Genomic DNA, 26,051 nt, shown 5'->3' with positions numbered 1-26,051 from the left:
GGCATCGCAAATGATTGTAAACAGCCCCCCCCAATCCCTTTTGGGCTCTGTGGTCGATGTCCCCGGCCTGCTGGTCGGTCACTTCACGCTCAGCGAACGGCTGACGGGCTGCTCGGTGGTCTTGTCCCCCCAAGGCGCTGTAGGCGCGGTGGATGTGCGTGGCGCAGCCCCCGGCACCCGCGAGACCGATTTGCTGGACCCGGCCAACTTGGTCGACAAAGTGCACGCCGTGGTGCTGAGCGGCGGCAGCGCCTTTGGCCTCGACGCCGCCACGGGCGTGGTGCGCTGGCTCGATGAGCAGGGCATCGGCTTTGAAACCGGCTATGGCCGAGTGCCCATCGTGCCTGCGGCCGTGTTGTTTGACTTGCCCGTGGTGCGCGCGGGTGACGACCCCCAAGCCCGGCCCGGCGCAGAGGCAGGCTACGCCGCCTGCCAAGCGGCCACCACAACCCCACCCGCCGCAGGCAATGTGGGCGCAGGCGCGGGTGCCTGCGTGGGCAAACTCTTTGGCTTGGATCGCTGCATGAAAGGCGGCATCGGCAACGCCAGCGTGCGCGTAGGGCCCTGGGTGGTGGGCGCCTTGGTCGCATGCAACGCGGTAGGCGATGTGATCGACCCCAACACAGGCCAAGTGCTGGCCGGAGCCCGCACGGTCGATGGAAAAGACTTGCTGAACACCCATCGCGCCTTGCTGGCGGGCGAGCGCGGCAGCCGTCCTCTGCCCGGCACCAACACCACCATTGGCGTGGTGGCCACCAACGCCACCCTGACCAAAGCCCAAGCCAAGCGCTTGGCCATGAGTGCCCACGACGGCCTGGCCCGCAGCATCCGCCCGGCCCACACCACGCTAGACGGCGACACGCTGTTTGCGCTGGCCACCGGCACCGAAGCCGGTCAGGTGGATTTGATGCTGCTCACGGTGATGGCGGCCGAGGCCACAGCGATGGCCACGGTGGATGCGATTCGCCAGGCAAGGGGGGTTACAACCCAAACAGGACGTATCCCCAACGCAGACGATCTCACAAACACGGCCTGAAGGCGTTCGACGTGATTGGCGTTTTGGCTGCACCCAATCCATTCAAATGAATGGTAGAGGGCATACAGGAGCAGGTATCTGGAATGAACTTAAGAGTCGCATCCATGAAAATTCGTGGCGTGACGAATCAGTCAAATTCTAGTTGCCGCCTCAAACATTTCAAAAAGCTCAGCCTGCCAATTCCCATCGTGATCCACCGCTGTGTGCACCATCACAGTTCTTGTGGGCAAATCAATGACAACTCTTTGGCCGTGGTGTCCATTGAAATAAAGACGTGAGCCATCCGGTTTGTTGTGCCACATGTGCGCCTTGTAGCCAAATCTGGAAGATGCAACACCGACTCGAACTTGCTGATCTTTATCGCCCCAGCTTGTGCACTCCTGAATCCACGCCTGACTGACCACTTGGGTTTTATCGACCCTGCCAAGATTGGCCACCAATGTTCCCAAACGAGCCCAATCCCGCAGTGTTGCTGCAAAGCCAATGCAATTAAACTCATTCTTCTGCGAATCAGTTGTCCAGGTTGCTGCGTTCTCAGCGCCCATAGGTTGCCATAAAACGCGCTCAGCAAATGCTGCCATAGACATACCCGTCACTTTTCTAATGACCATACCTATGGTCAATGGACACAGCTCGTTGTAGTTGTAAGTGCGCCCCTGGTCTTCTTTGCGCCGATCCCAATTGGCAACTGTTTGTGCGATGTTGGCAGAGCCTGACGTGAATGCTGCAGGATATATCTGTCTGTTGTCCCTATCGTGCAAGATATCCGCACCACTGGACATATTGCTCAAGTTTCTCAGCGTGATACCCCCGTGCAAAGTGCCTTTCAACTCAGGCAAGTACTTCTCGGCGGTATCGTCATAACTCTCAATTAGTTTTTTATCCAGGCAAATTCCCAACAAAAGAGACGTCACACTTTTTGCCATCGACCAACTGGTCAGCCGCATCTGAGCTGTACGCCCGCGCCTGTAGCTTTCATAAAAAATGGACGAGTCACGACAAATGAGTAAACCCGTCGTGGACCAACTGTCGAGATACTCATCTGGCGATTTGTTGAAAAATCCCCACTTGTATTTGAAATCTTTTATCAGATTGACATCAAAGGCAGTCGGTCTTGTCGACTTTTCAATGATGTGATGCGGGAACATTTTTTCGAAGCCGCCCGAATAATTGCCGACGCGGTACTCAGGGAGTCTGGAAAACTGTCCGCCCCAGCCCGTTGGATAACCTTGATCAGCGCCCCATTTGTCTGCAGACCAAGCGTTACCCGATAGAGAAGAAGACGCGAGCGCCAGTGCACCACCCATGAAATCACGTCTATCCATTTCACCCTCTTGATTGAATGATATTGGCAGTTAGACAAAGCGCTACGCAAGACAGCCTGGACGGTGGCTGCATGTAAATGGTAGGGCGTCACGGACTTGAACCGTGGACCAAAGGATTATGAGAAGTTTTACAAATAAAATATCGTTATAAATCATCAACTTACGACGTTTTTTATCAGGTGTGTAGCAAAGTGTGTAGTGAAATGTATCGTTTTTAGTTAAAAAAATATTTCCTAAAAATTTACGTCCATTACTTTTTTCCAACATCAATCTACCCAAGCATCACTGATGGAACCTATGAAGCCTTCACCTTCATCATAAGTGACAACAAGTGTTGATTGAGAGTAGTGAGGATCATTGAAATGCCATTCATATGTGAAGGATTGCCCTTCATAGACACCTTCCACAGACTTGACCAAAAAAGCACCGCCTTGTACTGCTTGCCATTCGCTAGCAGTCAGACTTATAGATTGATATTCATTGCCAACAGTAACGTTGATTTTTATTTCAGGCATAGCGACCTCCTTAGTTGAGCCACTTATCCAACAAGTCACCAACATACTCCTTTGGCAGCATATGTCCAGCGTTTAGAACAACCGTCACAGGTATACCCAACATTGATCCAAAAGCTTCCACGTTTGCTGGATTGCTTTGCCAGTCCTCTGAACCAACGTGAACTTGGCAATTCTTAGGGATTGGGAAACTACCCGCCTCTGCAAGTTGTTGAAGTTTATCCGCACGTGGAGGGATGAAGTTCATACGTGTGTCCTTGTTGGAAAACTCACCAACAATTGGCGACAGCAAGATCACTTTACCAATGTATGGCTCCATGTGGGCCTGTGCGTGCAGGAATAGGTAAGCACCAAATGAGTTTGCAATGACGTGAGCGTCTTCGCGCCAAAAGTTGCTTTGTAGATCACTCGCAACAAGATCCACTTGCTGCGCAAAGTCCAACTTTCTGAAAGTTCCTGACAACTCCCTGCCTGAAACCTCAAAGCCTCTAGACAGAAGGCCTTGCCCCAAGCCAGATTCCAAGGTCCCACCCATGCCAGTCAAGTAGTAAATTTTCATATAAGACAGTTTAAGCGGCAACTTCACTCAGGGTAACTTTTGGCAGATTAAACCAGAGAGCGATTGAGCATGACAACCACAGATAAGTAAAACGTGCATTAAAGAAAAGAAGCACTCCTACCAAAATTAACTTAATCATGAACGAAAAAATTTCGAACTACGAATCCATCATTGAGCATTGGATTTCAGACTTTGTTGAAACAATGAAATACGAGAATCCTGATGTAGGTGACAGAACTGGCGATCAACCGTTTGGCGTAAAAATTATGTTTGACGGCTATGGATTCAACGAAAAAACCAATCAGAACGATGATACAGACGTGCTCTCATTTGCAGTATTCATACACATTGATTGCATGGAAGGAAAGAGATTTCCTGAACATGAGACCACTCCATGGGGTATCGCTCACAGACCTGATCAAGAAATTTGCATATTCGCTTACTACGACAAAAGGACAAGATTAGCTGAAGTTGTCCCGTTTGAAGATGGGAACAACACAAAACTTTCAAATCAATTGATCTACGAACTTATAAGCGGCGTCAACAATAGAAAGTATAAAAAATAGCAACCACCATTTTAATTATTGATAAAAAATTATATAAATTCAATAACAACACAAACCAATAAAATCAAAACCAATAATTACTTAATATTAAAAACTGGCTTGCCATTAACAAAAGATTTTTTAGCGATACAAATCTGACAACGCCAAGAAACCGTCGTCTTTCCAGTTGAATGGGAAGTGACTTTCTTTAATGATGCAACATCTTTTAGTAATCCACAACTCCTGCAAGTCTTTTTCTCAGTTGATGTTGGAATATTTTTTTGCACTAAACACCTCCAAATTGCTGTATCAAGCCAATTAACGTAGCACTTGGAAGAATCGCAGTGTGAGGAACAAGAACGTAAGCCCATGCTTTGCCACCATTTTTAAGTTCGTGTTCAGTAGCGTTTTGGCACCACGTTACTGCGGCCACCTTCTTGGCTAGTACGTTAGCGTCGTTCATCAAACTAGCCTGTTTAGGCTCAACGATGTACTTGTGCGTAGCAGTCTCAACCACGAAGTCAGGTTCATAGGTTGCCGTACTACCACTTGTGTCACGGTAGCTGATTGAAAATTGGTCACGAGTGGGTTTGAACCACTTCTTAGCATCCAAATCCTTCTCCAGCATGCTTGCAAAAATACGCTCACTATCGCTGCTAAATTTTTGAACAGGATAAGAGCAGCGTTCGAAGCCACCAAATAACATCCCACTGATCCTGTCACGCTCACCTGTAGCAAGTGGCACATGCACATTGCGCAGCTTCTCGTTGCCATCTGCTGAATAGCTAGTGTCAGTAAAAGTTTGGTAGCCACGGCTAACAACTACCTCATAGCCATCATCAGCCTCTTGCCACCAATGATCCTGCATTTGCGAATGGATGTAGGTAGCAAATTGACGTTGGTTAAATTGAATTACGTTCAGCACTTCTTCATCTGAACTCAAGTAACTGCAAAGCCTCGCGACGACCTGACCAGATAATTTGTACAAAATATCAGCGTGCTCATCATAGCTAATGTCATCAAAATCCACTAAATTTCGAACGATGTAGTTCTCAAAATGATCTTCTGTTGCGTACGCCAAGTCAGCGTGAATTCGTTCTCTGTCACTTGTACGCAAATGTTGAATGAGGATATTTTGGTCAACAGGTTGTTGATTGATGGCGCTGGTATCCAGCTCAAAGTCCTTAAAACCTGTACGAACAGTTCCCTTAGGTCGCACGCTGATACGTGGGATGCCAATGTTCAAATCCAGATAACGCTTCAAGCTGTCTTTGACGATTGCTGCAATGTCTGGCTTTGTACTAGTTTCAGCAAACTCCGCCTGTGCTGGCTGGTAGGTTGTTTCGTAAGCCTCAGTAACCTTCTTGGCGATGCGCTCTTGAACGTCAGGTTTGATCAACGCTTCAAGGTTTGGCACATCTACAACCCTGCGCTCATTTTCTTTGATGGCTTCAACAATCAAGTTCACTACCATTTGCTCTTCACGGGTTGTAAGTACAGGCTTCCCCTGCACTCCTAGTTCAAATTGTTGTGATGGGATTGGCTGAACAGTGGGGCGACCAATCAGTTGTTCAATTGCTGTGTTGGTAACAGTTACAGCCTTTTTCCCAACCAAGTTAATGTCTTTGCCAATGCGAATGACTGAACGGATGATTGAATTGGGCTTGTTAGCCTCGTTAATGATGGCATCAAATTTATCGTGCGCAACAATAGTTAAGCGATCAACTGCTGCTACACCCATGCGTTTTCCGTATGGCAATCGCAAGCCGCGACCAATGCTTTGCTCTACAAGCGTTGAAGAGTTGGCAGCGCGGAGTGGAACGATCGTGTATAGGTTGCGAACGTCCCAACCCTCTTTAAGCTTGTCTACGTGAACAACAATTTCTGTTGGCTCATTAGGGTCTTCCACTGCGAGCAACCGCGCAATGGTTTCGTCACTCTCAGTCCCTTTTTGGTTTGAGTGAACAGTAATGACTTTATCTTTGTAACGTCCGCCAAAAAAGTCATCACGCTTAATACGCTCAACGATGTTGTCAGCATGTGTCGTGTCTTTAGCTACAACGAGCATGAACGGTTTAACAATTGGCAGATTGTGGTTGCGAGCAAACGTAGCCAACTCAATTTTTGTGTCTTCGTGCACTACTACGCCATCACGAATCTTTAAGTCTTCAAGTTCTTCTTCACCAAAGTTGTCAGCATTAAAGTCCTCTCGTGTAGCAACGGCTGGCTCTTTAACAAACCCGTCAGCAATAGCATTGGCAAGGGGATAGTCATAAATGACGTTCTTGAAACGCTCAGGAGTCGTACCACTTTCAATTTGAGGCGTAGCAGTCAGCTCCAAGCCAAGCATTGGTTTTAGTTCGTTGATCGCCTTAAAGCCTGCACTCGCACGGTAACGATGGCTTTCATCCATGATCATTACCAAATCATCCAAGCCAGCAAGGTACTCAAAATAGCTCTGGCCAATGTATTCGCTTAGGCGTTTGATACGGGGCGCTTTGCCACCACGCACTTCACTGCTGATCTTGGCAACGTTAAAAACGTTGATGGTTACTTCATCTTGGTTCAGTCTGCCACTGCCAACGTCAATGCCGCTGTCATAGTTGTCGCCAGTAATAACAAGCGGTGGATTGTTGGCAAATTCTTGTAAGCCGTTTAATACGTACTTGGGTGATGCAGGAGAAAAGTCAGTAATCAGCTTGTTATAAATGGTTAGGTTTGGCGCGAGCACAAAGAAGTTGCGTACCCCATACTGTGTGTACAACAACGCCATAAAAGCACCCATCAACCGTGTCTTACCAACGCCTGTAGCCAATGCGAAACACAGTGACACAAACTCACGGTCAAAGCTAGCAACGTTTGGATACGCTTCCTGCACGTTTGCCAGCTCAGCAATTAAGTCGCCACCTTTAACTGGCGGGTTAATCTCAAGTATGTGCGCTAAGATTTCAAGGCTGTCACGCTGAGGTTGGCGAAGACTAAGACGTGAACTGATTGCGTTCACGCTGCGTTTGGATTTTTCGTTAAGGCTGTAGAAGGCTGTCATGTTTGCTCTCTTTATTCTTCGCCAAACAAGTCAGCTTCTTTTTTAGCTGCTTTCTTTTTAGGAACTTCTTCCTGCTCGTCATCTTGCGTTGCTACTGGCAGCTTAGATATATTCAAGCTGTAGTCGTCTTTGCCCCACTCACACTTTGACAACAGTGCATGTGGCATTTTCTTTAGTGTTAAGTTTGATAGCTTGTCATTCAGCATTGCCGCACTAGCTTTATAAGCTGAACAGCAAACAAGTAACGTCCGTTCGTTGCCAACGTCCTCACTTAGCGCAATCAATTGTTCTTCCGTCAAAGTTTGAGTTGTGACGTAAATGAAATCTGTTTCAGTGCTGAAGCCATGCGCCCACCAGTCACTTTCGCTTGGACTGTAAGTAAACCCTTCGTGCTTACAAACAGCAGCAGCAAGTTGATTAGCGTCGTAGTCTTTGTTGATTACCCAATTTCCCCATTTATCTTTTTCTAGAAGCGAAGGCGCGAGTTTGTAGTAACGAAATCCACCACCACCTTTCCAACCAAAGTCTTCAGTTACACCACCGTCATCAACGCCATCAATTATCTTTTTCAGTCTTGGTACGATGTGTGTATAACAATGATTTTCCAACTCAATCATTATCCATTTCCGCCCCATCTTGTGCGCAACTGCCCCTGTAGTTCCTGAGCCCCCAAAAGAATCTAAGACTATATCGCCCTGATCAGATGCAAGGTGAATTATTCGCGATAACAATCTTTCTGGTTTAGGAGTTTCAAATCCGTTTTCAGCCCCAAATAAAGCATTCACTTCCTTTTTGGCTTCTTGGTTATGTCCAACCTCAGAATTTGTCCACCAAGTCCAAGCTGCAATACCTTCTGATTCACTTAAGAAAGTTTTTTTCCTTGGTACAGAATCACCATCTTTACCAAACCAGATACGTCCTTCAGTAACTAATTTTTGATAAACAGGCTCAACATTTCGCCAACACGAGCCTGCACGAGGTTTCAAGATCTTTCCAGCAGGTGTAATGATTTCATACATTTGGTTAGGTCTATAACCCTTTGCCATAAAGTCAGCTGAAACCCAAGCTCCGCGAGGATCATTATCTGGATTCTTATAGCGGGAAAGTTGCTCATTTGTTGTGGGCAGCATTTTTAACTTACTTTTAAAAACACTAATTTCCCTTGCGTAAACCAAAATATGATCATGACCTGCACCAATTGTTGCTCGCATGTCAGGTTGTATTCGCTTTTGCCAAACAATATTTGAAACAAAATTGTTTCGCCCAAAAATTTCATCACAAATAACTTTTAAATAGTGCGCCTCGTTATCGTCAATAGATATCCAAATGCTACCGTCGCTCCGCATTAAATTTTTTAATATCTTCAAGCGATCTCGCATTAATGACAGCCATATCGAATGCTCTAAACCGTCGTCATAACCAAATTGTTCAAATGCTGATCCAGTGTTGTACGGTGGATCGATAAAAATACACCTTATATTGCCTGCATAATCTTCCTCAAGTGCCTTGAGCGCAAGCAGGTTATCGCCAAAAATCAGCTTGTTATCAAACAAGTCTGCATCAGTATGTCGCTTTGGCGCATGATATGAAAATTCAGCATCTTCAATTAGTATGCGCGGCTCTAATTTAGCAACGTCATCCTTGCCAATCCAAGTTAACTCTAGTTTTTGTTTTTTTGTCATTTATTTCAAGCTCCATTGCACAAAAAATAGCTTCGTTTTGTTTACTGTGCATTGCAATTGTTTTTCAACTTTTTTAATCAACGTATCACGTTGTTCATCAATACTGTCTTGCGCTTCGTACAAGCTCCTGCGCTTAGCATTCCTGCTCTGCTCAAGCTCACGTAATCGTTTTTGATGTTCTAGTTTTGAAGCAAGGGACATTGAAACAGAAGCTGCCTTTTTTGCTTCCTTAATGTCTTTATCTAGCTGCTTAATTTCCGTCTCAAGTCCAAACTTCAAATCATCAGCCCAACTATCCAATTTGCCCGTCTCTTCGTCAAAGTAAACAGCATTGCGTTCGTCTAGCTGCCTTGCTACTGCATCACGCTGCTTAGCGATTGCTTTTTCAAGCTGCACCATAGGCATTGGGCTTTGGCTTGCAGTAACCGTAGAGCAATGTATTGCCATCAATCTTTCAGCCAATTCAGGATCAAGCACTTCACCAGAGTCTGTAATAGCCGTTATTGCCAAGAAGTCTTCATCTTCAACGCTACTCACAGTTATTTTCTCAGCAGCGACCCAACCACTCTTTCCAATGTAAGGCTCTAGTGCACTGACTTTGAATGGGTAGGCGTTGTAATCAAGTTCAAGCGTAACGCTGCTGTCCAAGTCACGACCAAGCGCATTGCTCACAATCCAGCTGGCGAGTGGGCTTGTCTCAGCAAAAAAGTGCTGATCCTTGCTGTCAGCTGCTCGCCAATCAAAGTTATACGTCCCAACTGCTGCATTACTGTTGGCAGGACTGCTGCTCAAATCAAACACAGTGCCACTAGCTTCAAACTCCGCAATGTCTGCCAACTCAGTCTTTGCAAGCATAAGCAACAAGCTGCTTCGCTTGTTGAGTATCGCTTTTGTTTGATCGTGACTGACTTTCAAGCGTGCATTCACTTCTTCGTCAAAGTTCTCAAGTAGCTTCAAACGTGTAGTTTCAAGTGCTGCTTTGATTTGCTCATCTAACTCCTGCTGGATTTCATCAAACGCATGTTGAATTTCATCTGCTGTGCGACATGTTTGATAAACGCCTGCAATTCGTTTTTCAATGTCCACGCCGTTTTCAATAACGCCAAGGACTTCATCACTTGCGCCAAACACACCGTCAAACAACTTGAACTTTTCTGCGAGTAATTGATACACACGCTGATCAGCAGCATTACGCTTGTTTAAGAAATTGACAACTACAACATCAAATTTCTGTCCGTAACGATGGCAACGTCCAATGCGCTGCTCAACTCGCTGGGGATTCCAAGGTAAGTCAAAGTTAACTACAAGCGAGCAAAACTGCAAGTTCACGCCTTCCGCTGCACTTTCTGTAGCAATCAAGATCGTGGCTGTATCTCTAAAGTGCTCAACAATTGCAGCCTTCATGTCTGCTGTTTTTGAACCAGATAACTTGTCGCTGCCTGCGTGTTTCTTTGCCCATTCAGCGTAAATTGCTTTTGATTGCGGGTCAGTGTTTGTCCCGTTCATCATGCAAATCTCGTTCTCAAAACCAGATTGCGAAAGTAGTTCAGCCAAGTAGCGTTGCGTACGAGTTGACTCTGTAAAGATTACGGCCTTCTTTGCCGCACCAATTCCTTGTAGCTTCTCAAACGCTGTTGCCAGCACTTTTTGTAATGCTGCGCCCTTGGCGTTTTCACGAATACCACTTGCAAGTTTGGCGTAGTCTCTTAGCTCAGCTAGCTCAAGTCGCAAGTCTTGCAACTCTTCCGCAGTCAGCTTTCCACTAGCTTCTTCTACAGCGTCAGCACCTATTTCCTCAGTTAGTTCTTCAAGACCTTCAATCTCCCCATCCAACAACTCCAGGACGCTCTGACGTGCTTGCGTATGCTCAAGTCTCTCAACTAGCTTTTGAAGTGTTGCGGCGATCGCGTAGCTACTTGATGCTAGCAACTTACGAAGAACAAGCGTCATCAATGTGCGCTGGCTACGAGGCAAGGCATTTAGATTTTCACGTTGAAGGTACGCAGATACTTGCTCATATAGTCTGTGCTCATCATCACTTGGCACAAACTCCTCTGTCATGGCAACACGCTGAGTGAACTTGATGTACTCGAGAACTTGCTTGCGCAGAGTGCGCTGGCAGAACGGCTTAATGCGCTCTTTCAGTCTTGCGTTACGCAGGTTTTCGTTAACACCACGTACATATTGCTCTTTAAAAGATGTGATGTCGCCAAACACATGCGGGTCAATGATGCTTACTAAACCATAAAGTTCAAGCAAACTATTTTGTAACGGTGTGGCAGTTAGAAGTAACTTAGGCACATCTGCAAGAACACCTGCAATCGCAGATGCCATCTTGTTGCCAACCTTGTACACGTTACGCAACCTGTGAGCTTCATCAACTACAACCAAGTCCCAAGCCACATCTTCAAGTACGTCCGCTTTAGCTGCTGCGAAGTTGTATGAGCAAATAAGTAGACTGTGTCCACTCAGCAACTTGCTCTCTTTCTTCAACTGCTTGTAAATTCCGTTCTCAAGAATGGTGCTTGGGATGTTGAATTTATCCATTAGCTCCTGCTGCCACTGCTTACGGAGCGTTGCAGGCGCAATGATGAGCAGCTTGCGTTTGCGTTCAGCCCACTTTTGGCTGATCACGATGCCCGCTTCAATCGTCTTACCCAATCCAACCTCGTCAGCAAGAATTACGCCTTTACTTAATGGGCTACGAACTGCAAACAAAGCCGCATCAACTTGATGCGGATTCAGGTCAACACGAGCAGAGGCGATTGCATGACTTAGCTTGTCAATGCTATTGGCTGGTTGCCTCAACGTTAGCTGAGTAGCAAACAACTTGGATTGGTGTTGTGAGTATGGGCGCATTAAGTCTACTTGGTTTTGGGTTGAGTCTTGGCTTCACCTTTACCCACCTTTTCAACCACAGCCTTCATATGCTGTCGCAACACTTGCGCAGCAGGGACATCCAGTTTTTGACATGCAGCTACAAAAGCATCTCTAAGCTCCTGCTCTACCCGTATTCGCATTCCCGCGTCTTTCATGCCTACTCCAGTGTCTCCAATGTGTATCCACTCTAACAGAGAAACGCCTTTAAATATGACGGCCTAGCGCAACCACGCTGAACGGTCAGCCCTCACTGTTTGGGAACTGCCCTTTTGATGTATTGGCAATGATCGCACTTGCCTCCTTGTAGTAACGACTTACAGTCATGGTCATCGTTGCGTGCTTTTTCCTTGTGTCGTATGCGTTGTCCCATTTGTGTGGCATTGCTGTTGGCACCAGCTTCAGGCTCTCGCCAATTTGCCAAAGCGTTAGGCGATCTGTCTTTGGCATGGAGTTGTTTTGTTCAACTGCGTCATACACACCCAGCATCACTTTCAAGTTGTGTGCCGTGAAATTTCGATGAAGTGGATAACGTGCGCTACTGCTTGCAGTTTTCAAGGACCTACGCCCTCTCTTGCCCTCATGCGACAGTGCAAGTAATTGAGCGAACTTTTGCTGAAGTCTTCTTTTTCCAAGCTCCATGTTCACGGCTACAAACAAAACGCCATCACGAACCAGAGGCAAAGGCACCTGAAGCGGATCAATCCTCTGCACAGAGAGGTTGAGTGGTTGCTCAGCAAATAGATACACCCCTTTATCTGATGGAGCGCCCCACCAGGTGCGGAAGTCTTCGTTACGCACATCTCCAAAATCTGCGTAAAGGCCCTCAAGAGAACCACGCCCTCCTTGCGCACAACACGCCAAATAGTCTTGATTGCGCTTTAGGTAAGCCCACCACCAGTAATAAGGACTTCGCTGTTGTAAGTGCTCTGCGGCTGGCTTGGTCTTGGTGCCTATCAGTGGATGGATGGCAAAGAAGTGATTACGCATCCAAACATCATATCAAGTAATTTGCAACGAATAGATAAGCGCCTAATTTTTAAGCAAACAAGACGATACTTACATCTGTGAACAAAAAAAGAAGGTTCACAAATTAACTTAACTACCTTTTAAAGGAAATGAAATGGAAAATACAAATCACTCAATCTCCAACTACAAACATCTTCTTGCAGATATTCAAAAGAAAGCGGCGAATCACTGCAAGAAAAATGGCCGTTATGACGAAAATCTTTTTAACATTGGTGTAGAACTTGGCAGATTGCTTCAATCAAATAATATTGAAGAACACAGATTGCAAGTATTTGCTGATTTTGAACTGGCAGAAATTGAATTTAAAAAATTAGATAAAAGAATTAAAAATATTAAAAATATTATTGGTTTTTTTATAATTCATGCTTTAGCAGAACAAGTAATCGAAAATGGTTCGTTTAGTTTCGATGGCGACGGAGATCTATCTAGTTGTGAAAAATTAGATGAGCTGATTTCGAATAAGTTTTCCGTTCAGATTTCTTCAGTATCACAAAATCAGCATGGAGGCAACTTTGAAGTGGGCGTGGAATTAAATGGTCAAATTGCAGAAATTTTGAATAGATATGAAATATCTCGATTTGTAACATTTGAAATTGATAATACAACTGGAGGTGACTATGAAGTGTTTAACAATCCTAATGATATCAGTCAAATATATTACATTGGAATGTCCTTAGATGCAAAATATACTGAATTAACTGAATCGCAATTAATTGACTTAGAAAAATCTCTAAAAGAAGTTCAGTTATTTTTACTGCTTTCACTTGACAAAGTATATTCATACAATTTTTAAAAACTAAGCAAGTTCAATAGCCTTGCGTTTTATTGCGTCATTGACGTCAATGTATGCTTGAGTTGTACTGATATTGGCGTGGCGTGCGATGCTTTGCAGTATCCGCACGCTCACTCCTTTATCCGCTAAATTTGTAATTAGCGTGCGCCTTGGGCTATGACTGGAAGCGCCCTCAATGCCAACGCTCTTAAACAAGTGATGGAAAAACTGACAAAGCGTATTGCTGTTCCATCCATCTTGCGGACGCTTCTGTGAATAGAACAGTTTGTCTGTGAGTGCGTTTGGTGGCACTGATTTCACGTAAGCCTGCAATTCTTTGCGTAGTTTATCGCTGACAAAAACAGTCCCTGCTTTGCTACCCTTTGTCTGCTCTGGCGTCAGGCGAATTTCAGCCCTAATCTTGCCCTCTGCGTCTAAGACATCTTCATAACGCAACGCGGCACACTCTTTGACGCGAAGTCCTGCGTAGTACATCGTCAACAGCATCGCACGATTACGCTCGCTGTGCTTGCGTGTTGCTACGTAGTCCAGCACTCTACGGATTTCTTGTGCTGTGAGTGTTTTTGCTTGCTTGGACATGAGTGCTCTCCTAAATGTAAGCTTTTCAATGTCTAAAGCATAAATTCTTTGTTTATTAATTCCTACCTGTTTTTGAACGTACGTTTAAATTAAATTTCTTGAATGAATTCAATGACTTAACTTGCCTTTGGATTAATACCAAAGCTTTTAGCAAAAAGCTTTGGTTTATATAAAATTTGATGTGGGATTTTTGCGACTTACTTCTTTTGCCACTAGCAAGCTCTACAAGCTATTTTTATAAATCCAGCCGCTCTATGCTTCAAACATTTTTTCGACGTGCTTGTAGCTTGTTTTAACGTGTCTGTTCTTGCAGCACTTGTTTATAGCTGTGTTGCAAGTGCATGTTTTTTATTTTTACAGCTTCAATCTTTGCATCTACTACTTTAGTAAAGTTTCGTTTATTGCAAGGAATGGTTTAGCTACGTGCATTTAATAACTGCCGCAATGCGATTTAATCTAATAAATGAATAAATTCAGGTCGCATTTTGAATTCAAAGGGAATAAATTACATTTTTTAACTGCCAAAAGGTGATGTATGACAGTCTTTTCCAAACTCAAGTTGGTTGCAAGCAAGAAAGAGCGTAACGTTAGTCCAGTCGTAGCTCGCAGAAACAAACTTGCAGGAAAAATTGACGAGCAATTGCTGTTTGCTACTGCACAGCGAGATGGGCAGATTTATGCTCCAAAACGGCTGAAAAATGTCATTGATGCAGCTACTGGAGAGCGAAAAACCATTGAAGCTACCAAACGCATCAAGGAATGGTATTGGACGAACAGCACTGGAAAAATTCATTTGTCAGTACGTTACGGAAGCAAGACACTTGAGCTCGCCAAAGGCAAGAACGCTATCGAATTGAACACAGGGGATGAGTTGCTTGCGACACTGGCTTCCTTAAAAGATGCTGTCATTGCAGGCGAACTTGACGAAGCAATTAGCCAAGCAAGCGAACATCTGAAAGCTGGGTTTTCCAAGTAACAATCAATTGCTCAAGCCCCATGTGTAAGTGAACTACTCATGGGGCTTTTTCATGACTTGCTTGGTCAACTTTGAGATCATGAAAGATGCGCTTCGCACATCTGCCACTGCTAGTTTGAGCTGCGTTTCGCTTCGCTGCACTTGTCAAACTAGCGTGTCAATTTTTTGTATTTGTGTTTCGTGTAATTACATATATCATTAGTTCGTGCGGTTTTTAGCAGTCCTGCAGCCCGCATAAACAGTGGCTTGCAAGGGATGCGACGATGATGCTGACAATTGAGTACGTGCCTAGTGTTTTATCAGCACTGGAAACAGCATTTCCTACGCCCCCAAATAGAGCCAAGCAGCAATTGGACAAGTACCTTGCATTGCTTGAGCGTCAGCTGCGTCTCAGCCTGTTAAATCGCAGCGTGTTTGCTCGTAGATTTGATGCCTACGACATTCCACTCACAAAGTTGATAAATGGTAGCCCCACTGTTAATAACAAGCAGTGGAGAGTTCATGAGTGGCTTGGCAAGCATGGACATGCGCTTGTAGAAAACATCAATAAGTCAGCCAATAACATCACCAAAGAAATAGCAGTACTTAAACCCACGGCCAATTTGATTGTGAAAAATGACAACTTACTGAAATATCTACAGTCAGTGACTGCACCTGAACTAGATGCTTATCTGGATACATTGACGCAGGATTGGCAGGATTTGATTGATGACTATCAAAGTCATTACAACTCGTTGTCAGTTAAAGATAGGAGGTCACAGTTCTTCACTTCACCAGTGGACATTCCTGCACTCAAGCGATACATGACTTCTATAGTGCAGGGTGCAACTGTGCTTAACAAATACCAACAAGAAAACAGCATAGTCCATGCTGAATATGTGCTGCGAATTGCACAAGTGACAAATGGCTTGCTGCATCAAAAGATAGACAAGAAAGCATTTGGCAGAACCTACTACGAAGGTGTCAGCGTACTCAGCACGAGAAAAGAACTGCGAATGGCTTTTCTTGGCACATCGTGGGAATACGACTGCAAGAGTTGCTCAACTGCTTGGAAGATGTCATTTGCAGTTCAATGGCATGCACAGAAGAAATCTCGCAAACTGGATGTGCGACAGTCATTTACTGCGATGACGCTGTACTTGGAAGACAAAGACGCATTTTTTGATGCTGTGATTCTAGAAGTCTATAACTCGCAGCCCACGCCAGAATACAAAGCCACAATCAAAGAAGCGATGACAGCACTTGGATTTGGTGCAAAGTTGAGCATGGGTACTTGGCGTAGTGATACAGGCGAAGAAAGTCAAAGCTCGCTATTTGAAGTCTTTGATAGGGACACAGCAGTACTTAAAAGATTTGTTAAGTGTGACTTGGTGCATAAGTTCAACGCAGAGCAGCAAACGCTAAACAAATTCATAGTTGCCAATTTTTCTGGTGATGCTCAATGGCAAGCAGAGATGAAAGCAGAGCAGCAGAGAAAGAAAGTCAAGCAGTTCAGTTCTGCGCAGAAGATTGTTTGGCTTTACCAACACGCTGAAACAATCATGATGGACATGGTTAGAGCAGAAGTTAAAAAGTCAGGCAACACAGTGTTGGCAAATGTTCATGACGCAGTTGTAGTGCGTAATCAAATTCCAGCAAAGTTACTAGCCAAGATTGAACTCAAGGTGCAGCAGCGAACTGGCGTGGGCTACTTTAAGTTAGGCGAAACTGGCTACTAGGCAAAAAGAGCTTAGCGGCAATTCGAGTTAGACCTTATCAATACTCACTCGTCAACATTAGCACCCAAAACTCACCAGCCCAACACCCGTAGAGTGTGATGGCAGGAAGTGGGAAATCTGTGTACTCAATATTTTGCTTTGCCAACACCCTATCGTTTCCATCCTCAATTGATACTGATGCTGAACGATTTGTTCTTGTGAGTTTTAGACAGGTGAACCAATCTTTGTTGCAATCAACACCACTTAGGTGCGATGCGTACAAGTCAAACAACCAAAAACACTCTACAGTTTCAGCAAGATATCGCGCCCCTTCTGTGAGCACTACAGTTCGTGTTAATCGTGCAAACTGCTCAGATCCTGTGAACTGTTTCAGAGTTGCGAGCAATTCATTTTCTTCAACCATATCTGTGTTCCTTTAAGTGTGAACACAGTATTAGTTCTTTGCATCAAATGGACAACCTGAGCCCCGTCATTCTGGCGGTGTATTGCTTAAGCAATGCCACCTAACGCTTTGTATAAATCATCGTAAGCACACTCTCTGACTCGTCTATCAAAAACATCACTATCTGCTACTGATTTCATCAACTCAGAAATGGTTTCTGCGAAGGCTGTTTTGTGCCAAAGATGATCACTCAAAAGATCAAAGATGTGATGGTCTATCTCTACATCAAACAAGAAACAATTTCTCTTTGCTAAATCGTACTCAATATCCAGCAGTCTTTCAGTTAATGCCCTCACCAACTCTTTTTGTAGGTCAGCGTATTTGTCCATCACTATTCCTGCTCCTTCCAACCTTTTTCACGTCCAAGTGACATTGATGCCCAATGTTCCTCAAGTGCTTCTTTTGGAATCTCTGCGATATTAGGTGTCATACGACGACGAGACACCCAAACTTCATTGTAGTGATTCCACCCTGCTTCAGTTTGTGGATAGTCTGAGAATTTTGGAAATGGTTTTGTATTTGAATTACTCACTACTTGCCCTTCTTTGTAGATTTCTTCACTGCTGTTTTTCTTGCCAGCGACTCTGCTTTTTTCTTTGCTTGTGCTGATTGATAGATTTCCTCAACGGTTGAAGTTGAAGCAATTCTTCGTCGTGTTTCTTGTCCACGCAATTGCTCTGTTGCTTCAATTACTTTCAGATGACTGTAGTGACGCTCAATCATCAGCACACTTGTACCCATCTGTTTGGCAAGCGTGTGAATTGGCACTTTATCGTGCGTGAGTGCCAGCGTTGCGTATGTGTGACGGAAACTGTAGAAAACACGGTTTTGCTCAGTCTTTGGGTCGTACAGCAAGTTGTGCTCATCCAAGTAACGCTCAAACATATGTTGAAACGCAGAACTGACGTCTTGCTTCTTTTCTTTTGTACGCAATACGAGGTCATCATTGTTTGGTGTCACAACATCTTTGAACGGATCAATGATGTTATTTTTGACGCCATAAACACGACGAGCAATTCGCTCCAGCACTTTGACTGTTGGCTGTCTTCCAACAATTTCACGTGTACCAGTCTTACCCGTAACTATTAACTCAACGCCCCTGTTCAGATCAGTTAGAACAATCTCTTCTTTTTCACCATCATCTCCAACGACGAACTCACCTGTGTGCGTTTGTTTTGGATTCATAGTGAACTTGATCTGTTTCCATTTCAGGTTCATCAACTCTTTCCCAGGTCGCGCTCCTGTATCAATCAACATTACAGAATAGTCACGCATTATTTGTCGCATCTCTTTGCTGTGTGCGTTTCGTGCCCGTTCAATCCAAGCTTCAAAGTTGTTGATGACAGCCTGTATCTCTTTCAATGTGAAGGCTGGATGGCGTGTGCTCTTCTTACCTTTCGCCTCAAGTTTTGGACGATTGAGGTCAGTTAAAAAGTTACGCAGAACAGCCTCATCAAACACCAAGTTCAGTGCGGCGTTTTGACTCAGCATCGTGCTATTACTTGGCGTTCGTCCCATCATTCGTATGCGTTCAGCATCTAAATAGTCCAATGCCGTACTGTCAATGTTTGTGATTAGTCTGTTGCCCAAAATTGGGATCAGGTACTCATTGATGATGCGTATGTAATCTTTGTACGAAACCTTGCCATCACCGTTGGCTAACTTCTGCTCCATACGCTGTACAGCAAGTTTTGCAACGTCTCTAAACTTGCGAGTGATGACTGGCAGGTTGTCACGCTTACGAATCTCAGCCGTAATTCGCAACTCTTTTGCTACCTCTTTTGCGTCCTTCAATTTCCGTTCTTTTGTTGACGCTCGTTGCCACACACCACCAACCTTGTAGCGACATTGCCAGATTGAACTACGCTCCCGTCTGTATAAGACGAGTTCGCCTTCTGTGATGATGTGTGTTGTCTCTTTCTTTGCGGACATAAACGCACTTTAATTTCAACTTGAAAAAAGAGCAACCAAGTAAGTGTGTAGTGTAATTTGAAAAAATTTACTCGTATACCTTTTTCAAATCCAATACTCTCGCCTCAAATTCAGCATCCATTACCTTCAACAACGCTTCACATAAAAAATCACAAATTGAAGCGATGTCTTGCGGCGACAGCCCTCTCACATTCGCAGTCAAATGTCCGTGCAGGTATATGTGTCTTACGCACTTAGCCAATAAAAAAACATTTCCGCTACCGCTATCTATGTACGTTTTCAATTTACTCTTCAAGTCTTTTCTGTCAATTTTGTCTTTGACAAACCCAAAGAACCTTCTTTCACTGTCTATGTCCTCAATCTTTTTGAGATTGAGCACAAATTTGTAGGTTCCTAAAAAATAACGAGGGTCAGGTATGTGAAGGGCGTACATCATCTGCTCAAACGCACTCCAATATAAGGACACTTTGGTCAATGCGTCGTAGCCTGCTTTTGTCGTGTCTGAGTATCCTTCAAGCAGTAGCCCTCTAAACGCCCTTGCTAATCTGTAACGAGCTTGGAATCTATTGACGTCTGCCGCTTTGTTAAAGAGCGGAGTCAATGCCGCTACCTTGTGTCTTTCCTCATATTCAGCCCAAAGTGGCGGGTCAAATTTAATGGGTGCTTTGACTATAAACGACACATAAGTCTCCAAAAAAAAAGGACTGCTTTTACACAGTCCTCTTTCACGTTGGTAGGGCGTGTTGGACTTGAACCAACGACCAAAGGATTCCGCTTTGTGTGACTTTCATCACTCGCTGGACTTTGCCTTCACCATATACATCGCTGTACTTAGGTGGGTGCCGTCAAGTCTCTACACGTTCAAAGTGCTTTCGCACTAAGCTTCGCTCGACATTGCCGTATGTGTTGCCACACTTAGGTTTCATCGAATTTGACACCATCCCTTACACAGTTTCCACGTGTAAGGCACATTTGAGAAATATGAGTCCTCTGCTCTAACCAACTGAGCTAACGCCCCATTACATCTATTGTACGTTTTTACCTAAAAAAACTTGCTTCACCTAACTCAAAAAGTGTGTAGACGGTGTGTAGTGTATTTTTGACAAGAAAAATACACGTAAGTTTTTGATTTATATAGGTATTTTACGAATACGAGAACTATTTTAATAGATTATGAGTCCTCTGCTCTAACCAACTGAGCTAACGCCCCCACCGAAGTCGTGATTGTAGTGGGCAGCAGGGGCTTATTTGGACTGGCTCAGCGCGTTGCTGACCAGCCTCGATGTGATGTTGACGATCTGGATCATGCGGTCATAGGGCATGCGGGTCGGGCCGATCACGCCCAAGGTGCCGACCACCTGGCCGTCTACCTCGTAGGGGGAGCTGACCACCGAGAGTTCCTGCATGGGCACGATCTGGCTTTCGCCGCCGATGTAAATTCGCACGCCTTCGGCCTGGCTGGACACATCCAGCAAGCGCATGAGTTGGGTTTTTTGCTCAAACAGGTCAAATGCCCGTCGCAGATGACCCATGTCACTGGAAAAGTCACTCACCGACAGCAGGTTGCGCTCGCCCGCAATCACCACCTCGTTCTGGTCTTCGGCCAGGGCTTCGGTGCTCACCTGCACAGCCGCTTGCATGAGCGTGGCGATTTCGCTTTGCAGGCTGACCAGCTCTTGCTGCACCCGGCTTCGCACCTGCTCGATGGCCATGCCCGCGTAGTGGGTGTTGAGGAAATTCGAGGTCTCGATCAGCTGGCTTTGTGTGTAATCGGTCTCGGTGAACAGGATGCGGTTTTGCACATCGCCTTCGGGCGAAACGATGATGACCAACAAGCGCCGCTCGGACAGGCGCAAAAATTCGATGTGCCGAAACACCGAGGCTCGGCGCGGCGTCATCACCACGCCCACAAAATGCGACAGGTTCGACAGCAGGTTGGCGGCGCTGGCGATCACTTTTTGCGGCTGGTCGGGCGTGAGCGCCGGGGTGTCCAGGCCGTCGCGCTGCACCGTGAGCATGGTGTCCACAAACAGGCGGTAGCCCCGGCTGGTGGGGATGCGTCCGGCCGAGGTGTGGGGGCTGGCGATCAGGCCCAGCTCTTCCAGGTCGGACATCACATTGCGGATGGTGGCGGGTGACAAATCCAGACCCGAAGCCTTGGAGAGCGTGCGCGAGCCCACAGGCTGACCGTCCGCAATATAGCGTTCCACCAGGGCTTTGAGCAATAACTTGGCACGATCGTCTAGCATGCGGTCATTTTAATGATGTAATTTGAGAATGAGATCCAAGTTCCGTCACGTTGCACTCTTTGGCAAGTACCACACCACCGCGCACGGCGGGGCGTTGGAGAGTTCGCGCCGCGCTTTGGACGACGTGGCCCAGTTCTTGACGCGGCAAGGCTGCGACGTGGTGCTGGACCAGGAAACCGCCTCACACACTGGCCTGAACCGGTACCCGGCCCTGGAGATGACCGACATCGGCAAGCAATGCGATTTGGGTCTGGTGATCGGGGGCGATGGGACCATGCTCGGCATTGGCCGCCAGATGGCCCGCCATGGCTTGCCATTGATGGGCATCAACCAAGGGCGGCTGGGTTTTATCACCGACATCCCCCTTCAAAGTTACCAGGACGTGCTGCAACCCATGCTGCAGGGCCACTACCAGGCCGAAGACCGCAGCTTGCTGCAAGCACAGGTCATGCGCGACCAGCGCTGTGTTTTCAGCGCCTTGGCCATGAACGACGTGGTGGTCAACCGGGGTGGCACCTCGGGCATGGTGGAGTTGCGGGTCGAGGTGGATGGCCACTTTGTGTCCAACCAACGCGCCGATGGCCTGATCATCGCCACGCCCACGGGCTCCACCGCCTATTCCCTGTCGGTGGGCGGCCCCTTGATGCACCCGGGCATCGGCGGCTGGGTGATGGCCCCCATTGCGCCGCACACCTTGTCCAACCGGCCCATCGTGTTGCCCGAGTCGTCCGAGATCAGCATCGAGATCGTGGCTGGCCGTTATGTCAGCGCCAACTTTGACATGCAGTCGCTGGCAGACCTGATTTTGGGTGACCGGATCGTGGTCAATCGCTCCGAGCACACGGTGCGGTTTTTACACCCTTCGGGCTGGAATTATTTCGACACCTTGCGCAAAAAAATGCATTGGAATGGGGGCGATTGAGCCATGGCATTGACGCACATCACCCTGCGCGACTTTGTGATCGTGCACGAACTGGAGTTGGACCTGAGCAAGGGCTTCAGTGTGTTGACGGGCGAAACCGGGGCGGGCAAGTCCATTTTGATCGACGCTTTGCAGCTGGCTTTGGGGGCCCGCGCCGAATCGGGTGTGGTGCGCGAAGGCGCCAGCCGTTGCGAGGTGTGCGCCGAGTTCGAGCCCACACCCGCCATTGCGGCTTGGCTGGATGACGCCGGTTTTGAGGCCAGCACCGACTTGCTGCTGCGCCGCACGGTAGACACCACGGGCAAAAGCCGCGCTTGGATCAACGGCAGCCCCGCCACCGCCACACAACTGCGCGAGCTGGGCGAACAACTCCTCGACATCCACGGCCAGCACGCCTGGCAGAGCCTGACCCGGCCTGATGCAGTGCGCGGCCTGCTCGACGCTTACGCGGGCATCGACACACGCCCCCTCAAATCCGCTTGGCAAAGCTGGCGGCAAGCCCAACAAAGCCTGGCCGATGCGCAGCAAGCGCAAAGCACCTTGGCCAACGAACGCGAACGCCTGGCCTGGCAAATTGGCGAGCTGGAAAAACTCAATCCGCAAGCGGACGAATGGCAAGAGCTCAGCACCCAGCACAGTCGGCTGGCCAACGCCCAGGCTCTGATTGACGGGGCCAACCAAGGCACGCTGCTGCTCGAAGGAGACGAGGACGGCGGGGCTTTGCGCCAGCTGTCCCGCGCCATCCAGACCTTGCAGTCGCTGGGGCGGTTTGAGCCCGAGTTCAACGCCCTGGCCGATGTGCTGGTCTCTGCCCAGGCCCAGGCCGAGGATGTGGCCCACAGCCTGCACGCTTATTTGCGCAAAACCGATCTGGACCCGGCCCAGCTGGCGCAACTGGACGAGCGCATGGGCCTGTGGTTGTCGCTGGCCCGGCGCTACAAAAAGATGCCCGACGATCTGCCCTTCACGCTGCAGACTTGGCGTCAAGAATTGGCCCAACTCGATGCCGCCGCCGATTTGGACGCGCTGCGAAAAGCCGCACAGGCGGCTCAAAACGCCTGCACACAAGCGGCCAAAGCCGTCTCGCGCCAGCGGCAGCAAGCGGCCAAGCCGCTGGCCCAAGCGGTCAGCAGCGCCATGCAGCAGTTGGGCATGCAAGGTGGCCGTTTTGAAGTGCAGCTGCAAACGCTGGATGCGCCCGCACAACACGGCCTCGAAGAAGTCAGCTTTCTGGTGGCTGGACACGCTGGCAGCACACCCCGGCCCGTGGGCAAAGTCGCCTCTGGCGGTGAGCTCTCGCGCATCGCGCTGGCCATTGCGGTCACCACCAGCGAATTGGGCGAAGCCGGGACCTTGATCTTTGACGAGGTGGACTCGGGAGTCGGCGGCGCTGTGGCCGAGACCGTGGGCCGCCTGATGAAACAACTGGGCCAACACCGCCAGGTGCTGGCTGTGACCCACCTGCCCCAGGTGGCGGCCTGCGCCGATCAGCACCTGCTGGTGAGCAAAGCCGCAGCCCAGAGCCAGGTCAGCAGCCAGGTGCGCGGCGTGAGCGGCGAAGAACGTGTGAGTGAAATCGCCCGCATGCTGGGCGGCGAAAAGTTGTCCGCCACCACCTTGGCCCACGCCCGCGAAATGCTGGGTGCCCCAACACCCAAGCCGCACACCCACCCCGCTGGCCGCAAAGCCGCACAAAGCTGAGCATGGACATCATCCTCATCACCGGCATGTCCGGCTCCGGCAAATCGGTGGCGCTGCACGCGCTCGAGGACGCAGGCTATTACTGCGTGGATAATTTGCCGCCCGAGCTGCTCATCCCCTTCGTCAAACTCGAAGAACAGCACAAAGAGCAACGCCTGGCCATTGCGATCGATGTGCGCAGCGCCAATTCATTGCACCTGATGCCCGAGCAAATGAACCTGCTGCGCGACATGGGCATGTCGGTGAAATCGGTGTTTTTGGACGCCAATTTGGACACCTTGCAGCGCCGCTATTCAGAAACACGGCGCAAGCACCCTTTATCAGGCGGCAGCAAACCACAAAGCGACAAGGCGCTGCTGGAAACCATCCAGCTGGAGCGGGATCTGCTGTGCGATTTGCGTGAGCGGGCACACGTCATCGACACCAGTTTGCTGCGTTCGGCCCAGCTGCAAACCTACATCAAGACCCTGGTCAGCACCCCATCGGCCCAACTGACGCTGGTCTTTGAATCCTTTGGCTTCAAGCGCGGCATCCCGACCGACGCTGACTATGTATTTGATGTGCGCATGCTGCCCAACCCGCATTACGAAAGCACGTTGCGGCCTCTGACCGGGCGCGACGAACCGGTGCAAGCCTACCTGCGTCAATCCGAAGAATTCGTGCAGATGCAGCAGCAGATCGAAGGTTTTTTGAAGCAGTGGATTCCCGCCATCGAACGTGACCACCGCAGCTACGTGACGGTGGCCATTGGCTGCACCGGAGGCCAGCACCGCTCGGTCTTCATGGTCGAGCTGCTGGCCCAAAACTTCAGCGAACGTTGGCTCACCCTCAAACGCCACCGGGAGCTGGACGCGCTTTGAGCTGCAGCGCGTTAAAACCGCGCGTTCACACCGCGCTTTGACCCAGGCCCTTTTCCAGCATGCCAATCACTTCACCGGCAAAGGCCGCATAGCTGATCGGCCCGTCCGGGCGCAACCAAGTGAAGGTCCAGTTGATCATGCCCAGCAGCATCATGGTCAGCGCCGTCTGGTTGGTGGGGGTCAGCCGCTCGGGGTAGGCGCGTTTCATGAAACGCGTCATGGCGGCAACGATGTCGCGCTGGCGGTTCAGGATGAGTTCACGCGGCGACACAGGTCCAGCGCCCAGGGCCAGATCGGGCACATCGCTCAGAAACTGCGTGTCATTGAGCAGCGCCGCATGCCGTGTGGCGGAGGTTTCGTATTCCTGCAAAAACGCCCGCACCAGTTCGTGCAAGGTGGCCCGGTCATTCAGGTCCTTGCGCTGGGCGTTGGCCTCGGTTTGAGCGATCACCGCCAGCAGGCGCTGGGTGTGGCGGTCGAGCAGGTCAAACAAAATCGCCTCTTTGCTGTCGTAGTAGTGGTACAGCCGCGCCTTGGAAGTGCCGCAGGCCGAGGCGATCTCGTTCATGCTAGCTGCCGGGTAACTGCGCTGGGCAAAGCATTGCGCAGCGATGTCGAGGATCGCGTCGCGCTTGATGTCGTGGGTTGCGGATTTGGGTCTTGCCATGTCGTTCGGGCCTCAAACCGGCCACACCACCCCGTTGTCGTTCAGGATCGCGTCCAGGGGCTCATCGTGGTCTTCGGGCTCCAGATCGTCCAGAAAACCGTGGGTGTAGCCCAGGCCCACGGTGAAAGGTTTGGGCTGCAAAGTGGCCAGGGTGCGGTCGTAAAAGCCGCCGCCGTAACCCAGTCGGTAGCCGCCAATGCCGTAACCCACACAGGGCACAAACAGCAAGGTGGGCACGATGACCTCGGTGTCCTTGGGCTTGGGAATGCCGTAGGCGTCCTCTTCCATCGGGCAGCCGGGGTACCAGGTGTGGAAGGTCAGGGTTTTGTGCTGTTTGTTGACCACCGGCAGGCCAATTTGGCGACGTTGGGGCTCGCCGTGCAGCTCGCCGTCTTCTTTCCAGCGGTGCAAGGCGGGCAGCGGGTCAAACTCGCCCTTGATGGGCCAATACGCACCAATGACCGTGTCCGGGCGGTCAAACAACCAAATGCGCATCACGCGCTGCAAGGCTTCGGCCCGCGCCAGGCGGTCCGGCAGGTTCAACCTTTCTTCCACCAAGGCTTTTCTCAAGGCGCGTTTTGCTTCGGCTTTGTCCATAATC

The 26,051-nt window shown here is 48.5% G+C and carries 23 protein-coding genes; 8 read left to right on the top strand and 15 right to left on the bottom strand.

Features of this window, described 5'->3' with window-relative positions; translation table 11 throughout:
• Positions 1-10 precede the first annotated feature (10 nt).
• Entirely contained in the window at positions 11-1,036 is a 1,026-nt protein-coding gene (locus L63ED372_RS01985; protein ID WP_062407527.1) for a P1 family peptidase, read from the top strand.
• Between the two features lie 131 nt (positions 1,037-1,167).
• On the opposite strand, the gene L63ED372_RS01980 is transcribed toward L63ED372_RS01985, so the two are convergent.
• The 3 genes from L63ED372_RS01980 to L63ED372_RS01975 all read right to left on the bottom strand — a co-directional run bounded on the left by L63ED372_RS01980 (position 1,168) and on the right by L63ED372_RS01975 (position 3,432).
• On the bottom strand, positions 1,168-2,361 hold the full coding sequence (locus L63ED372_RS01980; RefSeq protein WP_062402571.1) for a serine hydrolase domain-containing protein: 1,194 nt from the start codon (positions 2,359-2,361) through the stop codon (positions 1,168-1,170).
• Between the two features lie 266 nt (positions 2,362-2,627).
• On the bottom strand, positions 2,628-2,876 hold the full coding sequence (locus L63ED372_RS16325) for a hypothetical protein (protein ID WP_156343533.1): 249 nt from the start codon (positions 2,874-2,876) through the stop codon (positions 2,628-2,630).
• A 10-nt stretch (positions 2,877-2,886) separates the two neighbouring features.
• Complete coding sequence (locus tag L63ED372_RS01975; RefSeq protein WP_062402568.1) at positions 2,887-3,432, bottom strand: alpha/beta hydrolase; 546 nt, start codon at positions 3,430-3,432, stop codon at positions 2,887-2,889.
• A gap of 137 nt (positions 3,433-3,569) precedes the next feature.
• On the opposite strand from L63ED372_RS01975, the gene L63ED372_RS01970 reads away from it, so the two are divergent.
• The gene (locus L63ED372_RS01970) at positions 3,570-3,998 is read left to right on the top strand and encodes a hypothetical protein (protein WP_062402565.1); all 429 of its coding nucleotides are present in this window, start codon (positions 3,570-3,572) and stop codon (positions 3,996-3,998) included.
• A gap of 265 nt (positions 3,999-4,263) precedes the next feature.
• On the opposite strand, the gene L63ED372_RS01965 is transcribed toward L63ED372_RS01970, so the two are convergent.
• From L63ED372_RS01965 to L63ED372_RS01950, 4 genes are all read right to left on the bottom strand, one after another.
• On the bottom strand, positions 4,264-7,023 hold the full coding sequence (locus tag L63ED372_RS01965; RefSeq protein ID WP_062402563.1) for a DEAD/DEAH box helicase: 2,760 nt from the start codon (positions 7,021-7,023) through the stop codon (positions 4,264-4,266).
• A gap of 11 nt (positions 7,024-7,034) precedes the next feature.
• On the bottom strand, positions 7,035-8,705 hold the full coding sequence (locus tag L63ED372_RS01960) for a site-specific DNA-methyltransferase (protein ID WP_062402560.1): 1,671 nt from the start codon (positions 8,703-8,705) through the stop codon (positions 7,035-7,037).
• Positions 8,706-11,423: an SNF2-related protein gene (locus tag L63ED372_RS01955; protein WP_231624534.1), complete on the bottom strand. Its 2,718-nt coding sequence runs from the start codon at positions 11,421-11,423 to the stop codon at positions 8,706-8,708. It abuts the gene before it with no gap.
• Positions 11,424-11,825: 402 nt separating this feature from the next.
• Positions 11,826-12,572, bottom strand: coding sequence for a hypothetical protein (locus L63ED372_RS01950; RefSeq protein WP_062402556.1), 747 nt, complete (start codon positions 12,570-12,572; stop codon positions 11,826-11,828).
• 133 nt (positions 12,573-12,705) lie between these two features.
• On the opposite strand from L63ED372_RS01950, the gene L63ED372_RS16315 reads away from it, so the two are divergent.
• A complete protein-coding gene (locus L63ED372_RS16315) occupies positions 12,706-13,404 on the top strand; it encodes a hypothetical protein (protein ID WP_156343532.1) in 699 nt (232 codons plus the stop codon).
• Between the two features lie 3 nt (positions 13,405-13,407).
• Here the strand turns inward: L63ED372_RS16315 and L63ED372_RS01945 are convergent, their stop codons facing one another.
• Positions 13,408-13,983 (bottom strand): tyrosine-type recombinase/integrase, encoded by a 576-nt coding sequence (locus L63ED372_RS01945; RefSeq protein WP_062402555.1) that lies wholly within the window; start codon positions 13,981-13,983, stop codon positions 13,408-13,410.
• 535 nt (positions 13,984-14,518) lie between these two features.
• On the opposite strand from L63ED372_RS01945, the gene L63ED372_RS01940 reads away from it, so the two are divergent.
• Positions 14,519-14,959 carry a DUF6641 family protein gene (locus L63ED372_RS01940; protein ID WP_062402551.1) on the top strand — a complete coding sequence of 147 codons (441 nt, stop codon included), beginning with the start codon at positions 14,519-14,521 and terminating at the stop codon, positions 14,957-14,959.
• 263 nt (positions 14,960-15,222) lie between these two features.
• The gene (locus L63ED372_RS01935) at positions 15,223-16,677 is read left to right on the top strand and encodes a hypothetical protein (RefSeq protein ID WP_062402548.1); all 1,455 of its coding nucleotides are present in this window, start codon (positions 15,223-15,225) and stop codon (positions 16,675-16,677) included.
• A 37-nt stretch (positions 16,678-16,714) separates the two neighbouring features.
• Here the strand turns inward: L63ED372_RS01935 and L63ED372_RS16115 are convergent, their stop codons facing one another.
• The 5 genes from L63ED372_RS16115 to hrcA all read right to left on the bottom strand — a co-directional run bounded on the left by L63ED372_RS16115 (position 16,715) and on the right by hrcA (position 21,300).
• Positions 16,715-17,080 carry a DUF6876 family protein gene (locus L63ED372_RS16115; RefSeq protein WP_082431559.1) on the bottom strand — a complete coding sequence of 122 codons (366 nt, stop codon included), beginning with the start codon at positions 17,078-17,080 and terminating at the stop codon, positions 16,715-16,717.
• A gap of 86 nt (positions 17,081-17,166) precedes the next feature.
• The gene (locus L63ED372_RS01930; RefSeq protein ID WP_062402545.1) at positions 17,167-17,448 is read right to left on the bottom strand and encodes a hypothetical protein; all 282 of its coding nucleotides are present in this window, start codon (positions 17,446-17,448) and stop codon (positions 17,167-17,169) included.
• Between the two features lie 202 nt (positions 17,449-17,650).
• Positions 17,651-19,051, bottom strand: coding sequence for a tyrosine-type recombinase/integrase (locus tag L63ED372_RS01925; protein WP_062402540.1), 1,401 nt, complete (start codon positions 19,049-19,051; stop codon positions 17,651-17,653).
• Between the two features lie 67 nt (positions 19,052-19,118).
• Positions 19,119-19,733 (bottom strand): hypothetical protein, encoded by a 615-nt coding sequence (locus L63ED372_RS01920; RefSeq protein ID WP_055359959.1) that lies wholly within the window; start codon positions 19,731-19,733, stop codon positions 19,119-19,121.
• A 562-nt stretch (positions 19,734-20,295) separates the two neighbouring features.
• Positions 20,296-21,300: a heat-inducible transcriptional repressor HrcA gene (gene hrcA / locus L63ED372_RS01915; protein WP_062402534.1), complete on the bottom strand. Its 1,005-nt coding sequence runs from the start codon at positions 21,298-21,300 to the stop codon at positions 20,296-20,298.
• A 28-nt stretch (positions 21,301-21,328) separates the two neighbouring features.
• Here hrcA and L63ED372_RS01910 point away from each other — a divergent pair, with 28 nt between their 5' ends.
• Genes L63ED372_RS01910 through rapZ form a run of 3 tightly spaced genes read left to right on the top strand, consistent with a single transcriptional unit; the run spans position 21,329 to position 24,783 of the window.
• Positions 21,329-22,222, top strand: coding sequence for an NAD kinase (locus tag L63ED372_RS01910; protein ID WP_062402530.1), 894 nt, complete (start codon positions 21,329-21,331; stop codon positions 22,220-22,222).
• A 3-nt stretch (positions 22,223-22,225) separates the two neighbouring features.
• A complete protein-coding gene (gene recN / locus L63ED372_RS01905; RefSeq protein WP_062402527.1) occupies positions 22,226-23,923 on the top strand; it encodes a DNA repair protein RecN in 1,698 nt (565 codons plus the stop codon).
• 2 nt (positions 23,924-23,925) lie between these two features.
• On the top strand, positions 23,926-24,783 hold the full coding sequence (gene rapZ, locus L63ED372_RS01900; RefSeq protein WP_197275304.1) for an RNase adapter RapZ: 858 nt from the start codon (positions 23,926-23,928) through the stop codon (positions 24,781-24,783).
• Positions 24,784-24,808: 25 nt separating this feature from the next.
• Here the strand turns inward: rapZ and L63ED372_RS01895 are convergent, their stop codons facing one another.
• Positions 24,809-25,450: a TetR/AcrR family transcriptional regulator gene (locus L63ED372_RS01895; RefSeq protein WP_062402521.1), complete on the bottom strand. Its 642-nt coding sequence runs from the start codon at positions 25,448-25,450 to the stop codon at positions 24,809-24,811.
• Between the two features lie 12 nt (positions 25,451-25,462).
• Entirely contained in the window at positions 25,463-26,047 is a 585-nt protein-coding gene (locus L63ED372_RS01890; RefSeq protein ID WP_062402518.1) for a 5-formyltetrahydrofolate cyclo-ligase, read from the bottom strand.
• Positions 26,048-26,051 lie beyond the last annotated feature (4 nt).

It is taken from the genome of Limnohabitans sp. 63ED37-2 (assembly GCF_001412535.1).
Taxonomy (GTDB): domain Bacteria; phylum Pseudomonadota; class Gammaproteobacteria; order Burkholderiales; family Burkholderiaceae_C; genus Limnohabitans_A.
Note: the sequence above shows the minus strand (reverse complement) of the source record. Positions and strands in the feature narration are given on the sequence as shown.

Bases quoted from the DNA above. Each gene is read 5' to 3' on its own strand.
- L63ED372_RS01965 (WP_062402563.1), bottom strand. From the start codon at position 7,023: ATGACAGCCTTCTACAGCCTTAACGAAAAATCCAAACGCAGCGTGAAC.
- L63ED372_RS16325 (WP_156343533.1), bottom strand. From the start codon at position 2,876: ATGCCTGAAATAAAAATCAACGTTACTGTTGGCAATGAATATCAATCT.
- L63ED372_RS01985 (WP_062407527.1), top strand. From the start codon at position 11: ATGATTGTAAACAGCCCCCCCCAATCCCTTTTGGGCTCTGTGGTCGAT.
- L63ED372_RS16315 (WP_156343532.1), top strand. From the start codon at position 12,706: ATGGAAAATACAAATCACTCAATCTCCAACTACAAACATCTTCTTGCA.
- L63ED372_RS01895 (WP_062402521.1), bottom strand. From the start codon at position 25,450: ATGGCAAGACCCAAATCCGCAACCCACGACATCAAGCGCGACGCGATC.
- hrcA (WP_062402534.1), bottom strand. From the start codon at position 21,300: ATGCTAGACGATCGTGCCAAGTTATTGCTCAAAGCCCTGGTGGAACGC.
- L63ED372_RS01925 (WP_062402540.1), bottom strand. From the start codon at position 19,051: ATGTCCGCAAAGAAAGAGACAACACACATCATCACAGAAGGCGAACTC.
- L63ED372_RS01890 (WP_062402518.1), bottom strand. From the start codon at position 26,047: ATGGACAAAGCCGAAGCAAAACGCGCCTTGAGAAAAGCCTTGGTGGAA.
- rapZ (WP_197275304.1), top strand. From the start codon at position 23,926: ATGGACATCATCCTCATCACCGGCATGTCCGGCTCCGGCAAATCGGTG.
- recN (WP_062402527.1), top strand. From the start codon at position 22,226: ATGGCATTGACGCACATCACCCTGCGCGACTTTGTGATCGTGCACGAA.
- L63ED372_RS16115 (WP_082431559.1), bottom strand. From the start codon at position 17,080: ATGGTTGAAGAAAATGAATTGCTCGCAACTCTGAAACAGTTCACAGGA.
- L63ED372_RS01935 (WP_062402548.1), top strand. From the start codon at position 15,223: ATGATGCTGACAATTGAGTACGTGCCTAGTGTTTTATCAGCACTGGAA.
- L63ED372_RS01950 (WP_062402556.1), bottom strand. From the start codon at position 12,572: ATGCGTAATCACTTCTTTGCCATCCATCCACTGATAGGCACCAAGACC.
- L63ED372_RS01945 (WP_062402555.1), bottom strand. From the start codon at position 13,983: ATGTCCAAGCAAGCAAAAACACTCACAGCACAAGAAATCCGTAGAGTG.
- L63ED372_RS01960 (WP_062402560.1), bottom strand. From the start codon at position 8,705: ATGACAAAAAAACAAAAACTAGAGTTAACTTGGATTGGCAAGGATGAC.
- L63ED372_RS01910 (WP_062402530.1), top strand. From the start codon at position 21,329: ATGAGATCCAAGTTCCGTCACGTTGCACTCTTTGGCAAGTACCACACC.
- L63ED372_RS01940 (WP_062402551.1), top strand. From the start codon at position 14,519: ATGACAGTCTTTTCCAAACTCAAGTTGGTTGCAAGCAAGAAAGAGCGT.
- L63ED372_RS01980 (WP_062402571.1), bottom strand. From the start codon at position 2,361: ATGGATAGACGTGATTTCATGGGTGGTGCACTGGCGCTCGCGTCTTCT.
- L63ED372_RS01975 (WP_062402568.1), bottom strand. From the start codon at position 3,432: ATGAAAATTTACTACTTGACTGGCATGGGTGGGACCTTGGAATCTGGC.
- L63ED372_RS01970 (WP_062402565.1), top strand. From the start codon at position 3,570: ATGAACGAAAAAATTTCGAACTACGAATCCATCATTGAGCATTGGATT.
- L63ED372_RS01930 (WP_062402545.1), bottom strand. From the start codon at position 17,448: ATGGACAAATACGCTGACCTACAAAAAGAGTTGGTGAGGGCATTAACT.